13 protein-coding genes are annotated in these 12,785 nt (G+C 61.6%); 5 read left to right on the top strand and 8 right to left on the bottom strand.

Annotated features, from left to right (window positions below):
- The first annotated feature begins 110 nt into the window (after positions 1–110).
- The gene (locus HY696_00520; protein ID MBI4236883.1) at positions 111–1,001 is read left to right on the top strand and encodes a hypothetical protein; all 891 of its coding nucleotides are present in this window, start codon (positions 111–113) and stop codon (positions 999–1,001) included.
- A gap of 8 nt (positions 1,002–1,009) precedes the next feature.
- Here the strand turns inward: HY696_00520 and HY696_00515 are convergent, their stop codons facing one another.
- On the bottom strand, positions 1,010–1,339 hold the full coding sequence (locus HY696_00515) for a hypothetical protein (protein ID MBI4236882.1): 330 nt from the start codon (positions 1,337–1,339) through the stop codon (positions 1,010–1,012).
- 29 nt (positions 1,340–1,368) lie between these two features.
- Entirely contained in the window at positions 1,369–1,719 is a 351-nt protein-coding gene (locus tag HY696_00510; protein MBI4236881.1) for an SWIB/MDM2 domain-containing protein, read from the bottom strand.
- Positions 1,720–1,755: 36 nt separating this feature from the next.
- Here HY696_00510 and HY696_00505 point away from each other — a divergent pair, with 36 nt between their 5' ends.
- The gene (locus HY696_00505; GenBank protein ID MBI4236880.1) at positions 1,756–2,868 is read left to right on the top strand and encodes a pyruvate flavodoxin/ferredoxin oxidoreductase; all 1,113 of its coding nucleotides are present in this window, start codon (positions 1,756–1,758) and stop codon (positions 2,866–2,868) included.
- Positions 2,868–4,187, top strand: a complete 1,320-nt coding sequence (locus HY696_00500; protein MBI4236879.1) for a 2-oxoacid:acceptor oxidoreductase family protein — start codon at positions 2,868–2,870, stop codon at positions 4,185–4,187. The genes HY696_00505 and HY696_00500 overlap by 1 nt, the downstream gene beginning before the upstream one ends.
- Here HY696_00500 and HY696_00495 read toward each other — a convergent pair.
- A complete protein-coding gene (locus HY696_00495; protein ID MBI4236878.1) occupies positions 4,174–4,350 on the bottom strand; it encodes a hypothetical protein in 177 nt (58 codons plus the stop codon). The genes HY696_00500 and HY696_00495 overlap by 14 nt on opposite strands.
- 292 nt (positions 4,351–4,642) lie before the next feature.
- Here HY696_00495 and HY696_00490 point away from each other — a divergent pair, with 292 nt between their 5' ends.
- The gene (locus tag HY696_00490) at positions 4,643–6,319 is read left to right on the top strand and encodes a hypothetical protein (protein MBI4236877.1); all 1,677 of its coding nucleotides are present in this window, start codon (positions 4,643–4,645) and stop codon (positions 6,317–6,319) included.
- Positions 6,320–6,393: 74 nt separating this feature from the next.
- Here the strand turns inward: HY696_00490 and HY696_00485 are convergent, their stop codons facing one another.
- The 5 genes from HY696_00485 to HY696_00465 all read right to left on the bottom strand — a co-directional run bounded on the left by HY696_00485 (position 6,394) and on the right by HY696_00465 (position 11,966).
- Positions 6,394–8,478 (bottom strand): elongation factor G, encoded by a 2,085-nt coding sequence (locus HY696_00485; GenBank protein MBI4236876.1) that lies wholly within the window; start codon positions 8,476–8,478, stop codon positions 6,394–6,396.
- An 83-nt stretch (positions 8,479–8,561) separates the two neighbouring features.
- Entirely contained in the window at positions 8,562–9,590 is a 1,029-nt protein-coding gene (locus HY696_00480) for a hypothetical protein (protein MBI4236875.1), read from the bottom strand.
- A 41-nt stretch (positions 9,591–9,631) separates the two neighbouring features.
- Positions 9,632–9,997 carry an RNA-binding protein gene (locus tag HY696_00475; protein ID MBI4236874.1) on the bottom strand — a complete coding sequence of 122 codons (366 nt, stop codon included), beginning with the start codon at positions 9,995–9,997 and terminating at the stop codon, positions 9,632–9,634.
- Positions 9,998–10,141: 144 nt separating this feature from the next.
- Positions 10,142–10,546, bottom strand: coding sequence for a CBS domain-containing protein (locus HY696_00470; GenBank protein ID MBI4236873.1), 405 nt, complete (start codon positions 10,544–10,546; stop codon positions 10,142–10,144).
- Between the two features lie 13 nt (positions 10,547–10,559).
- Positions 10,560–11,966 carry a DUF342 domain-containing protein gene (locus tag HY696_00465; GenBank protein ID MBI4236872.1) on the bottom strand — a complete coding sequence of 469 codons (1,407 nt, stop codon included), beginning with the start codon at positions 11,964–11,966 and terminating at the stop codon, positions 10,560–10,562.
- A 75-nt stretch (positions 11,967–12,041) separates the two neighbouring features.
- On the opposite strand from HY696_00465, the gene HY696_00460 reads away from it, so the two are divergent.
- Positions 12,042–12,782 carry a hypothetical protein gene (locus tag HY696_00460; GenBank protein ID MBI4236871.1) on the top strand — a complete coding sequence of 247 codons (741 nt, stop codon included), beginning with the start codon at positions 12,042–12,044 and terminating at the stop codon, positions 12,780–12,782.
- Positions 12,783–12,785 lie beyond the last annotated feature (3 nt).

The raw sequence follows: 12,785 nt of genomic DNA, 5'->3' as shown, positions 1-12,785 counted from the left end.
CTCGCTTGTGCTGCGGCCCTCCATACGCCGCTCGCTGGGGGTGATTTTTCTTGTCCTGGTAATGTTTGTATGATTGGGCTGTGCGCGGGGGATGGGAAGGGTGGTTGTTTATGCCGCGCAGTGCAGCACTGACGCTACGAGGGATTGCCAATCAGGTTCTGGGGAAAAGAGCAACAGCAGCGCACGGGACGGAGTGCGCGTCAGCGCGGCGTGGGAGTGTTGAACTCCGCACTGCGGGCCAATGGCTGCGGTCGCTGACGGCGCCGCTGTCGTACGCGCGGCAGGTTGCGACCGGGCGTTTGGGACTCGCTGGTGGCGTGGTGTTGGGGGCGACGGGTTGCACGCCGGGGGAAGTCATCGGGGGGGTGACTGCGGTAGTGATGTTACTGGGCGTTGGGGTCGTGCTCGGCCTGCAGCGCTGGCCCCGTCTGTCGCCGGGTCTGTTTGCAGCGCCGTCTGTATTGACTGCTGGGGGATGTAGAGCGAATGCGGGCGCGGTGGTGATACAGGGCGCGCCTGCACGCGGTAGCGGCGCTGTCCCACGACTGACGACAGATGGCATGTATGACGCGATCGCGCGTCTCGATCCGGCCCAGTATGTTGTAGTGTACTCCATCACCGATGCCACGGCGTCACCTTGGTACCGTATCCGCTACGGGGACACAGCCGACAGTCTCTTTCATGCCGAGCGCGGTATTCTTATCCCGAGTCCACAGAATTCTTATTGGACACCATGGACCGAAGTACATTGGATCAATTTTTGTCGGGCCCTCGTGGCGGGACGGGTCCCCGGGCGGGACTGTGGCGTACACTATTGGGAAGGGTTGGGAGATAATCCTGTAACATGGCCCCGCCCCTGCTTTAAAGTCGAACAGCTTCCTAACAATCCGGCGCGTGATGCCTATCTGGCCGCGCTCACGTCCATGCAGCACGTATCGGAAACGATCGCCGCGTCCGGCGGGTTGTGGCCGGCCGACGACACGACGAACGGTGCGATTTGATCCGCCTGCTAACGGTGCGGCGGGTGCCGGCGGAGGGTGTCGGGATGTTCCAGATAGGGGCGGGTCGCCTCGAGTTCCAGTGAAATGCTGCGTTGCGAATCGATGACGATGCGTGGGGGCAGCTGCACGCCGACCCGCCAGTCGTGGCCCTCCATCCAAAAATAGAGCCGACGGTCGGGGGAGAAATAGACCTGGCTTTGCGGATAATAGACATAACGGTTCTTCGCACGCCAGCCGTGCGCTGGGGCGTGCGGCGGCGGTGTCGCCAAAACACTGGCGCTCATCGCAAAGCACACCAAGAAGGTCACAACACGAATCACGGACGCGGACCGTTCCATAGGAGCACTCCGCTCTCGCACCGACGCGCTTACTGCAAGTGAGCGCCGACAAGCTTGGTCATTTCGAACATGCTGACTTGCTTCTTCCCGCCGAACACCGGCTGGAGTTTGTCGTCGGCATTGATCATCCGCTTGTTCTTGGCATCCTGCAAATTATGCTTCTTGATGTATTCCCAGAGCTTCTTCGTGACCTCGGTGCGCGGCAGCGGGGCCGCGCCGATCACGGCCGCGAGGGCAGTGTCGGGCTGGAGCGGTTTCATGAATCCGGCATTCGGTTTCTTCGGCATAGGGTACTTCCTCCTTTGGCGGACTTCCATAGCGGGAGTCGCCGCGGATTGGTAGCGAAAACATGGGGAGTCTTCGGGGATGACTGGGCGCATAGGCAGGGCATGCGTTGTATGGCAAGAAGGCCCGCCATGCGCGAATTTGTGACCGGGGCCGAATTGATCGTCCGCGCCGCACTCGATGCGGGATGCAATTTCTTTGCAGGCTATCCGATCACGCCGGCCTCCGGGATCCTGGGCGGCATGATGCGGCAGTTGCCGCCACGAGGTGGCATAGCGATTCAAGGTGAAGACGAGATCGCGTCGATCGGGATGTGTCTCGGGGCGGCGGCGGCGGGGCGCAAGGCGATGACCGCGACCAGCGGTCCGGGACTCTCACTCTATTCCGAGAATATCGGATTTGCGCAGATGGCGGAATTGCCGCTGGTGATCGTTGCGGTGCAGCGGATGGGTCCGGGGACTGGTGGGGCAACGACGAATGCGGAAGGCGATGTTGAGTTTGTTCGCTGGGCCGCGCCGGGCGGATATCCAATGGTGGTCCTCGCCCCGTCGATGCCGATGGATGCGTATACGTTGACGATCGAGGCCTTTAATCGCGCCGAACAGTTGCGCGCCCCGGTATTCCTGCTGACGTGTCGGGATTTAGTCATGAATGGAGAAACGGTTGCATGGGATGGGACGCCGCAGCCGGCGTTGGTCGAACGGACGCTGGCGAAGGAGTTGTCGGAATTTCAACCGTATCGGATTGATCAGAGTGCCGACGTGCCGCCGTTTGCCCCGATCGGGGGCGATCTGCTGACGCGCATCAACACGTCCGTGCACGACGCGCGCGGTCTGCTAGTGAAACGCGCTGCGGCCTGTGCCGCGAATTTGCAACATCTGGCCGATAAAGTCTCGGCCCGCGCGGGCTCGTGGGAACGCGTTGCGGTGGACCTCGATGCGAATGCGGCGACTGTGATCGTGGCATATGGGGCCGCAGCACGCAGTGCGCGTGCGGCCGTCCGATTGGCACGGGCTTGCGGGGAAAAACTCTCGCTCGTCGTGGTACATTCGCTCTGGCCGGTTCCTGAAGTCGCATTGCGGAACGCAGTGGGGAGCCATCAGCGGATTGTCGTGCCGGAACATAACCTCGGACAATATGTGCAAGAGATCGAACGGCTGTTTGCCGATCGGAGCATCCGGTCCGTCACGCGGATCGATGGTCGTGCGCTCACGCCGGAACAGCTGTTGGCGGAGGTGGTCTGATGCCGTTTATCGATCCCGCCACCAAACCCTATCCATTTTGTCCGGGGTGTTCGCATTCTCTCGTGCTCGACGCGATTGCTAAGGCCCTCGAAGCCGTCGCGGCCGATCCGCGGCGCACGGTCTTGGTCTCCGATATCGGCTGCGTCGGACTCGCCGACAAACATTTTGCCGTCCACACCTTTCATGGACTCCACGGCCGTTCGTTCACCTATGCCAGCGGGATCAAGTTGGCGCGACCCGATCTGCTCGTGCTGGTGTTGGTGGGCGACGGCGGATGCGGGATCGGCGGGCATCATCTGATCAACGCTGCACGGCGCAATATCGGGATCAAAGTCCTCTGTTGCAATAATCATAATTTCGGGATGACGGGCGGGCAACACAGCGTGACTACGCATTGCGGGGCCAAGACGCCGACGACGCCGCTAGGGGCTGTGGAGCGGCCGTTTGATTTGGCCGCGCTCGTGACTGCGGCGGGCGGGACGTTCGTGGCCCGGGCGAAGGCGGTGGAGAAAGGGTTCGAGGCGCTGATCGCGCAGGCGTTTCGTCACGACGGGTTTGCGTTTGTGGATCTGTGGGAGATTTGTACTGCGCATTACATGCCCGCGAACGCGTACAAAAAGTCCGCGTTGGAAGCACGTTTGGCCGCAGGTGGTTTAGAAACCGGCGTCTTGCGTTGCACGGCATTTCCCGAATATGCGCAGTCGCTGCGTATACAACCGACTGCGGAAGCGGCGGTCGCCGCACCGCAGGACCTGTCCATTCAATGGTCGCATCGCTTGGAGGCCCCAACGTATGGCCTCGTGATTGCGGGAAGCGCGGGGATGAAAATCCTCTCCGCCGCAGGGCGCGTGGCGCGGGCGGCGATCCGTTCCGGTCTGTGGGTCAGCGCGCAAGACGACTTCCCGGTCACGGTGCAGAGCGGGCATGCCCTCGCGACGTTGCAATTCGGCCGAGAGCCGCTCGATGCTGTGGGGAGCCAACCGCCGGACGCCGTGTTGATCCTCTCAGCTGAAGGCTTGCGTGAAGTTCAGGAGGTGTTGCCGCAACTGGCGCCGACCGCCTGGATCCTGGCCGTGGAGGGTTTGGCGCTGCCGCCGAGTCCCGCACCCGTGACACGATTGGCCCTGGCCGGTATCGACCGGTTGAGTTGGGCCATGGCCGCTGTTGCGCAGTGGTTGCAACGGCGGCCGATCTTCCCGCTTGAGGCATTGCGCGCGGAATTGGCGCTGCTGTCGGATGAACGCGTGCGTGCAGCGCAATTGCGGGCGTTGGAGTGTGGCGCGGGGACACCGGTTGCGGAGGGCGCTACTGCAACGTGACGACATCCAGCGTTGCCAGATCGAATTGCGTCGGCGTTGGTGTCGTCGCGCTCGGGAGTTCGATCGGAATCGGCGTGAGGGTCTCTATATTCGGCGCGGAGCCGCCGCATCCCGCGCAGCAGACGAGGATGCCCACCAACAATCTGAACCACCATCGGCGCATAGTGAATCTCTGCAAAGTGCAAGCGGCGCGCCGCAGTGAGAGTGCAAGTGCGGCGTCGGGAAATCGCGGAGTTGCGCGGGATAGAGCAGCGTCGATCAGGTAAAAAACGACCCGAGGCGACACGTCACTGGGTCAATTTGCACGCCGCTGAGTTGGGCGGCGCGAGGCATGACATCGATCATTGGTTATTCTACAGGAAAAAAATATTTGGGAGCGGCGCATGGAATGCAGTACACTCTACGGTACTGCAGTGATTCGTGGGCGGGGGATTTCGGGACAACAAGGGGGGCTTATGCGTACAACCGGTCGTTTGGCCGTGGCGTTGCTTTCCATCGTCGCGATGGCGGCATGTGGAGGGTCGGGGACCTCGTCGGATACCAGTAGTAGTAGTTCGAGCAGCAGCGGTGGATCCAGTAGCAGTGGCGGGAGTACGACCAGCGGGATCACGACCACGGTCCCGACGGATGTCGTGCTCAGTTCGCCGACGGCCAGCACTGCGAGCAGCCAATCGCGCTCGGCGCAAAAGTCGCTCGCGAAAGTCGATCCGGTCCCAGGTGACAAACCGGGCGATCCGGCCGGTCCCGACTATGGCGCCAAGAAAGAGGCGTTACAAGCGCTCGTCTCCGGCGAAGGGGAGTGCGCGTTCACGATGGAAATCCCAACGGTGACCGAACCGGCGTGTTATGGGCCGGTGATCACGTACACCGGACATCCCGATGCGGCCAGCGCGAATCCGCCACAGAGCGCGAACGGCGGGCTCCCGCCATCGGATGTCGGGATTTGGAACGAGACCGAAGGCACGCAGGCCTGCGCCGCCGCGATGATGAACGCGCTGGTGGATAAGGTCGCGAGCAAAGTCGATAACATGATCAAGATCTTCGGCGCGATGGCCTGCGCGGGGAAGAAGGCGGGATTGGAACCGCCGGCCGTCGGTGAAACGGTGGATGTCGGCGCGGCGATGTCCTCGAATGTCAGCGTGACAGGGTTAACGATTACGACGGCGACAGTGCAACGATTGGAGAACGATGCCGACGGCAATCCCGTCTATCTCTCGACGATCGGCATCACGATGAGCTTTCAAAACGGGGACTCCAAGAGCGGCGAGATCATCTTGAAGCATATCCCCACATCAGCGGACAACAGTACGTACAAGGGCAAAATCGCCACCCGGATCATGTTCGACGATATCCAGGGGTGCGGGTCCAGCGGACAAATGGAAGATCCCGGTGCCGGCGTGATGGCGGGGTCTGTGTTGTACGCGAAGAGTTCCGCGAGTTCCGTGGTGTACCAATTTAATTTCGCCGACTTTTGCGGAGAGAACGCCAATCCCTTCGATGCCAGCTACGCTATCGATCCCGATGATAAGTTTCTGCCCGGCACGACGACGAGCGGCTGGGTCCACAACTGGAATTACGGACTCTTCAGCATCAATCCGGAAAACGGGTTGGGTTCGGTGGCCTACGCCTGGCAAGCGGGCGCAGCCGACGGCCGGACGCGCGTTTTTGATATGAGCGTGACGGGAGCGGAAGACGGCAGCGCGTCGGGATCTGCGTATTACGGCTTCGGGCCCGATATTGCGTCCGCGAGCGGCGTCGGTGCCATCGACGGCTTCGTCTGCAATTGGGCGGGGCCGAACGGGGCCATTTCGTCCGGCACCAATTCCGATTCGCGTTCCGCAGCCAGTCTGTTGGCCGCCGGGCGTGGAGTGAGCAAGGCGCAAAAACAGCTCATGTCACGCGCGGCCGGCGCGACGGAGTTCACGACGACGGCGGAAAACTCGGCGATTGCGTATGCCGTGCAGAATTCCTGCGTCGCGGCCGCCGGCGACGGATTCATTTTCAACGCCACCAGCAGCGGCAGCAGCACGTTCAGTAATGATCGCGCCGCCGATACCGCGCCGCTGGCGTCGGAACTGATTGATCTGGAAGACATCGACTTCACGATGCCGACCGCACCGAGTGAGGTGTAACGGAAAAAGCGTGGCTGGTGGCTGGTGACTGGTAAAAAGCGGTGACTCGTGATCCGTTCCCCAGTCACCAGCCACTAGTCTTTCTGGCCGGCTTCTCGCTGTTGCTTCGTCTCCTGAATCACGCGCTCCGCGACGGCCGTTGGCACGATGTCGTAGTGGGAAAAACTCATCGTATGACTGGCCGCGCCGCTGGTCATGGCTCGTAAGTGAGTAGCGTATTTATACAGTTCCGCGAGCGGGAGGCTGGCGCGAATCACCGTGTTTTCGCCGATTGTATCCATTCCGAGCATACGGCCGCGCCGTCCGCTGATGTCGCTGGTGATGTCGCCGACGTGTGTCTGCGGTGTCGTGATCTCGACGTGCATGATCGGTTCGGTGAGCAGTTCTCCGGCGTCTTCTTCGGCCTGTTTGAACGCTAACGATCCGGCAATTTGAAAGGCGAGGTCGGACGAATCGACGTCATGATAACTGCCGTCGACGACGTTGATCTTCACATCCGCCACGGGAAACCCGGCCAGACGGCCTTGTTGCGCGGCCTCGCGCGCCCCTTTTTCGATCGCCGGCAAATATTTGGACGGGATGGCGCCGCCGAAGATATGGGTTTCGAACACGATCCCTTGACCGATCGGGAGTGGGGAGACTTCCATCCAACAATCCCCGTATTGGCCCCGCCCACCGGATTGGCGTTTATATTTGCCCTGGACGCGCACCGGTTTCAGGATGCGTTCGCGATACGGGATGCGCGGCCGACCGACTTCGAATTCCACGCCGCGTTCGTGTAATTGTTCGAACAGGACTTCGAGATGGATCTCGCCCAGACCTGAGATGATCGTTTCGTGGAATTCCGCATCGATTTGGACACGCAGACACGGATCGACCGCGGCGAGTTTCGAGAGCGCCATCCCGAGTTTGCCTTGATCGGCCTTGGCCTTCGGATGGAGCGCGAGCTGCACCATCGGTTCCGGGAACGGAATCGGCGGAAACGTGCCGGCTGCGTCTTTGCGGCAGAGTGTATGGCCGACGCCGGTCACTTTCAATCGGACTGCGGCACCGACATCGCCGGCGCGCAACAGCGGGACTTCGACCCGTTCGCGACCTTCCAACACAAAGAGATGTCCCATCCGCTCGTTGGTCTGTGCGGTCGCGTTGTAGACATCATCCCCGTGTTGCACTGTGCCGCGCACTACGCGAAAGAAATAAATGTCGCCGAGGCCGGGATCGAAGCTTGCTTTGAACACCTGCGCCGCCAACGGCGCGTTTGGATCGGCCCGGAGAGGCTCCGGATCGCCACTGCCGAGTCGGTGCCACGTGAGCGGCGGAATTTCCGTCGGCGCGGGGAGCCAATCGACGGCCATATTCAGCAAGGCCTCGATACCGCACAGCGTATGGGCGCTGGCGCAAACGATCGGGACCAACGTGCCGGCCTCGATCCCTTCCACGAGCCCGTGGTGCAATTCCGCGTCACTCAGCGGTTGTCCTTCGAGATATTTCGCCATCAGTCGTTCATCAGTCTCCGCGACGTCGTCCATAATTTCCGTGCGGGCTTCCTGCGCTTGGGCCAACAAGTCCCCGTCTGCCGGGCTGGTAGTCGTCTTGCCGTCCACCGTCTGATACGCCTTCAGATGGAGCAGACTGACGACGCCGCGCAATGCGGGACCGTCGCCGATCGGGAGCTGCAGCAGCGCGGTGCGCGCGCCGAGCGATTCGCGGCAACCGGCGACCGTGCGCGCGAAATTGGCTTGGCTGTGATCGAGCTTGGTAATGAGGAGCACGACCGGTTTGTGGCAGGCGCGGGCCGTGTCGTAGAGGCGTTTGGTGTGAACTTGCACGCCGTTGACGGCATCGACACAGAGCACGACGACGTCGGCCGCGGTGATGCCGGCGACGGATTCACCGAAGAAGTCCGCAAAACCGGGGGTGTCGATCAGATTGATCTTATGCTGATGCCATTCAATCGCGCCGAAGCCGCAATGCAACGTGGCCTTGCGCTTCATGGCATGCGGGTCGCAATCGAAAAACGAAGTGCCGTCGTCCACGCGCCCCAGGCGAGAATTCACACGGCCATGAAACGCGAGCGCATCGAGCAGACTCGTCTTGCCGACGCCCTTCGCGCCGACGAACACGAGATTCCGAAGTTGCTCAGGCTGATAGACCTGCATGCGGACCTCCTCTGTAGTTGTATCGACTTTCTAGAAGAGGAGGGGATAGGTCTGTCAAGGGGGACTGTCAGGTGTCGGGCGAATTACGAACTCGAGACGCTGACGGAACCTTCCGGCGCCAGCGGGGCCCATTCGCGGGTTTCGGCGCTGGCCTCGCCGCCGGACGCCGGCGCGAAGCCGGTGCCTTGGGGCGCGAAGTCTTCATAATAAAAGGTGTCGGCGATCGAGAACGTGACCGTGACAGTCGTGAGATTCGAGATCGTGCTCGGGTCGGGAATGATCAGCGGTGAGGCGAAGTCGAGCGTGGTAACGAAGATATCTTGAGTGCTTCCCTGTTGCAGCGCGGTCTGATTCCACAATTCGGCGTTTCCAAAGTACCCGCGATCATGCGACGTTTGACTATCGGTCCCGCCGGCACCGTTTTGTGCCTCACCGCGGCTGCTACTGAGGCTGTCGGACCAAGTGTCGTCGACCCATCCCAGTTCGGTGCCGTTGTCGTCGATGAACGTGATATCGCCTTGGTGATGGCCCAGACTCCCTTCGGCTGTGAAGTCGTCGTCGCTCATGTAGATCCGGACGTGGCGTGTGGTGCCGCCGACCGGAAACGTGAGTTGGAAATAATAGAGCTCGGCCGTGATCCCGCTGTAAGTCCCGGCGGTGAGGCTACTCGGGGCGATCGTGATGACACTTTCGGTGCTGTCGGCGGCGGTAAAGTCGACCACTTCGGAATTGGCCAACGTGCCGGTGTCGGCCAGCAAGTCGATCGAGGTGCCACCGCTCGCCGCGTTGAGGGTGATTTTTTTGAAGGCGATAGCATAGGTAGACGGCGTGATATGCGCCACAATGCCGCTGTCGCCGTCGCAGTCGAGCCCGTCGGCCAGGACCGGATCGTCCATCGTGATCGGCGCGGTCAAGCTGGAACATGTCCCTGTGGTGGTTTTTTGGAGTGGGGCGGCAAGTGCCGCGCTGGCCGAGCTGGAAAAGTCACCGCTGGCCACTAAGCGCAGCCCGGTGGAGCCGCTGTCGGTCGTGGTTGTTCCGGACGTCGTCGCGGTCGTACTGCCACAAGCGCTCAACAGCCCAAGCACCAAGCACGCCAATATGGTGCGCATATGCCCCCCCTGGTCACATTAATGATGCGTATCGGTGTGAGCTAGCGATCGCCGTAGCGGCGCCGGTTGCCGAATCCGCCACCACCACCACCACCACCTTCTCGCCGCCGTCCGCCACCACCGCCGCCACCCCCGTGCCCACCACGGCCGCCGCCGGAACCTTCAGTGCGGGCCTCGCTGACGATCAATTTGCGACCACCAAGCGGAGCATCGTTCAGTTCCGAAACCGCGCGTGCGGCCTCTTCGTCGGTCGACATTTCGACGAAGCCGAACCCGCGCGAGCGACCGGTGAACTTATCGGTCACGATCCGCACTTCGGTGATGTTCCCGCACGGCCCGAAGGTCTGCCGAATCTCGTCTTCGGTGATTTCGTAGGGGAGGTTCCCTACATAGAGGCGCTTACCCATGTGATCTCCTGGCCGGAATGAAAACACCGCAACAGCGGAGTGCTATTGCGGTGTGACAATTCCATGGCTCGTTAAGTTGTTCGGACACGTAACTCTACCTGGGAACAAGCGTCGCACAGGCAGCGGGAGGTGTCAAAGGGTATTTTAGTGTCCCAGCTTCAGTACTTCGCGGAAGACGTCGCTGTTGCTGATCAGGCCGACGAGTTTTGGACCGTCGAAGACGGCCAAGCGGCGGACGCCGACCAGCCGCATCAAGCGGACGGCGTGTTTGATCCCGAGGTGGGGCGGAATGCTGATCACCGGTTTGGTGGCGATGTCGCCCACCTTCAAATGGGTCAGTGTCTCCAGATTTTCCATCGCCTCGATGACTAAATCCTTGCGCGTAATGATGCCGTGAGCATCGTGCGCGTGTTCCGGTTCCACGATTAGCGCGGAGATTTTCTGTGTTCCCATCATCCGGATCGCCTCGACCGCGGACGCGCCGGTCGGGATGGTAATGACATTCGGATGCATGATATCCGCGACGGTGAGTTCGAGTAATGGTTTCATCGTATCCCCCGATTCACGACGCCTGCCAGACCAAAGTGGCATGCGGCAGCAACAGTCGACAGACGCCGGCGCGTTGTATGGTCTTCACGGTTTGGGTGCAAGGGCCGAGTGTGAACGCCGTGTTGGCAAAGGCCTGGCGACGAATCGCAATGACCGGCAACGCCTGGCTACCGCGCAATTCCGTGTAGAGCGCGGCCTTGCGCCGCATCAGGATGCGTTCATAAATGAAGGCCTCACAGCGGCGCCGCGCAACGAAATCGTTTTGCAGTCGATGCAGCGGCGGCGTGCGATCTTTGGCAACTTGCGAACTGCCTTTCACATGTTGGCGATGGGTAAATTCCAGCTCCCGCGTCAGGCGCGCGTTGTATTGCCAAAACGTCGGATTGTGACCGGCGATCAACGCGAGCGGGCCTTCGGCGGTGGAGCCGGCCGTGTCGACGAGGATCGAGCCGCCGGCGACGACGCGGCTGGTGAGAATCAAACCGCGTTGCCCGCTAATTTCCACTGTGCCGCTGCTGAGGAGCTGGCTGTTGACGACGCTATCGCGGATCGTGATGTCGCCGCCGGCCGTGACGCGCGCGTTTTGCACGAACTTGGCGCTGAGAGTCCCGCCGGCCTTCACTTGGGTCCCTTCCGCCTTGCCGAACAGGCCGCCGTCGACCGCGATATCGCCGCCGGCCTCGACGAATGCGCTTTCGATCGCCCCTGCAACGTGAAGCTGTCCGCGCACCCGCAGCACCGTGTTGGGTAGCACTGACCCTGTGACGGTCAGGTCTCCCCAGACGACGACGTCACCTTCAGGATCGTGCAGATCGTGGGGAATCGTTTGTTCCGTGACGAGTTGGATCTGCTCAGGGGTGAGGGCGAGCAAGACGCCATCCGCCTCCGCGACGTAAGCAATCGTGCCGTCCGGTTGCAGGGCCTCTTGCACGAGTGCACTCCGTTCGCACGACGGCATCGCACCGGGCGTGGCGGGGATCTCTTCGCCAGTCACCAGATATCCCGGCGTCCCCGACGTCGGCGGTGTGCATTGTGCCAGGCGTGTCCCGGCCGCGACGTTCGTGATCAATTTCGACCACGGCCGCGACTGTCCAGCAACGCCCTTAGCGGGCTGGGCGGTCACGAGGTGCGGGGCCATGCAACTGATGTGGCCGTCGAGGCCGGCTAGCGGCAGGACGCCGTGGGCGATCTCCGCAGTGCGTTCGGCACCGTCGGCCAACCACGCGGCGAGTGTGGCGTGGAGCGTGGTCGCGTCGACGCCGAATACGACGCCCACAGTAGTCAGCGCCGGAAGCCATGTTGCGGTCAATTCGTCCGCACTCCACGACGCCGGTTCCGATTGGTCCCACGTGCGACAAGTGAGCGTGGCCGACAAATGGTCGTCACTCCATTGCACGGTCCCGTAGTTGAGCGGATCCATAGCTGCGCTTGTACTGTAGATGGTTCGCATTGCTCAAGGAGGATCTGCGTGCTACGGAGGGCGCCACTCGTATCCATGACGCGAACGTTCCGACATGCCTTTGTGATGAACTGCCATCGCGATGTGGCGGTGGCCGTGCGCACGCTGAATTATTTGCGGGCGTGGTGGCCGACGTCGCGCTGCTATCTCTATTGTGATGGGCCGGATTCGGTGCCGATTGATGCATTCAGTGGTCTTTCCACTGACGTTCACTGTGAACGCGCTCCGTACGAGCCGCGCAAGTCGCACGGCATCATTCAAGCGTTGAATCGACTCGTGGCGTGGGCCGCGGGCGACGCGATGGAGGTGGTGTCGTTTCTCCATGCTGATATGATTCCGCTTCATCCCGCCACGTTCTATGCCTTTGTCGCGCGCTTTGCCGTGACGGACCGACGCATGACGTGGACGCCCAGCCGTCCGGACAGTCCCTATCCAGACTTTTGCAATCTCCATTTCCGGCTCCCGCAGGCCGTGGACGCGGGGTATTTCGCGCTGCGCTGCGACGAGACGTTGCACGGTCCGAATGACTTCAACGAGGCGCATCTCAGCCGTTCGCTCGACCAGGTGCATGCCGAATGGCGCGCCCAGGCCTATCCGATGTGGATGCTGTCGCTCCCGTTCTGGCGCAACGAGGCCGTGTCATACCAAGGTGGATTCATTTTTCACAACTTTACTCCGGAGAGCAGCGTCGTGCATACCAATGATCCGTGGTTTTGGGACCATTATGCGGAGATCGCGGGGTTTGCACCGCGCCGAATCCCGGAAGGGATTGGGTGAGGA

Source organism: Deltaproteobacteria bacterium (assembly GCA_016210045.1).
Classification (GTDB): Bacteria; UBA10199; UBA10199.
The sequence above is the reverse complement of the archived record's forward strand: the minus strand, read 5'-3'. Positions and strand labels throughout refer to the sequence as shown.

What these genes read in the sequence shown, in the direction of transcription:
- HY696_00520 (MBI4236883.1), top strand. Translation starts at nt 111, where the DNA reads ATGCCGCGCAGTGCAGCACTGACGCTACGAGGGATTGCCAATCAGGTT.
- HY696_00500 (MBI4236879.1), top strand. Translation starts at nt 2,868, where the DNA reads ATGCCGTTTATCGATCCCGCCACCAAACCCTATCCATTTTGTCCGGGG.
- HY696_00480 (MBI4236875.1), bottom strand. Translation starts at nt 9,590, where the DNA reads ATGCGCACCATATTGGCGTGCTTGGTGCTTGGGCTGTTGAGCGCTTGT.
- HY696_00490 (MBI4236877.1), top strand. Translation starts at nt 4,643, where the DNA reads ATGCGTACAACCGGTCGTTTGGCCGTGGCGTTGCTTTCCATCGTCGCG.
- HY696_00515 (MBI4236882.1), bottom strand. Translation starts at nt 1,339, where the DNA reads ATGGAACGGTCCGCGTCCGTGATTCGTGTTGTGACCTTCTTGGTGTGC.
- HY696_00485 (MBI4236876.1), bottom strand. Translation starts at nt 8,478, where the DNA reads ATGCAGGTCTATCAGCCTGAGCAACTTCGGAATCTCGTGTTCGTCGGC.
- HY696_00470 (MBI4236873.1), bottom strand. Translation starts at nt 10,546, where the DNA reads ATGAAACCATTACTCGAACTCACCGTCGCGGATATCATGCATCCGAAT.
- HY696_00465 (MBI4236872.1), bottom strand. Translation starts at nt 11,966, where the DNA reads ATGGATCCGCTCAACTACGGGACCGTGCAATGGAGTGACGACCATTTG.
- HY696_00495 (MBI4236878.1), bottom strand. Translation starts at nt 4,350, where the DNA reads ATGCGCCGATGGTGGTTCAGATTGTTGGTGGGCATCCTCGTCTGCTGC.
- HY696_00505 (MBI4236880.1), top strand. Translation starts at nt 1,756, where the DNA reads ATGCGCGAATTTGTGACCGGGGCCGAATTGATCGTCCGCGCCGCACTC.
- HY696_00475 (MBI4236874.1), bottom strand. Translation starts at nt 9,997, where the DNA reads ATGGGTAAGCGCCTCTATGTAGGGAACCTCCCCTACGAAATCACCGAA.
- HY696_00460 (MBI4236871.1), top strand. Translation starts at nt 12,042, where the DNA reads ATGACGCGAACGTTCCGACATGCCTTTGTGATGAACTGCCATCGCGAT.
- HY696_00510 (MBI4236881.1), bottom strand. Translation starts at nt 1,719, where the DNA reads ATGCGCCCAGTCATCCCCGAAGACTCCCCATGTTTTCGCTACCAATCC.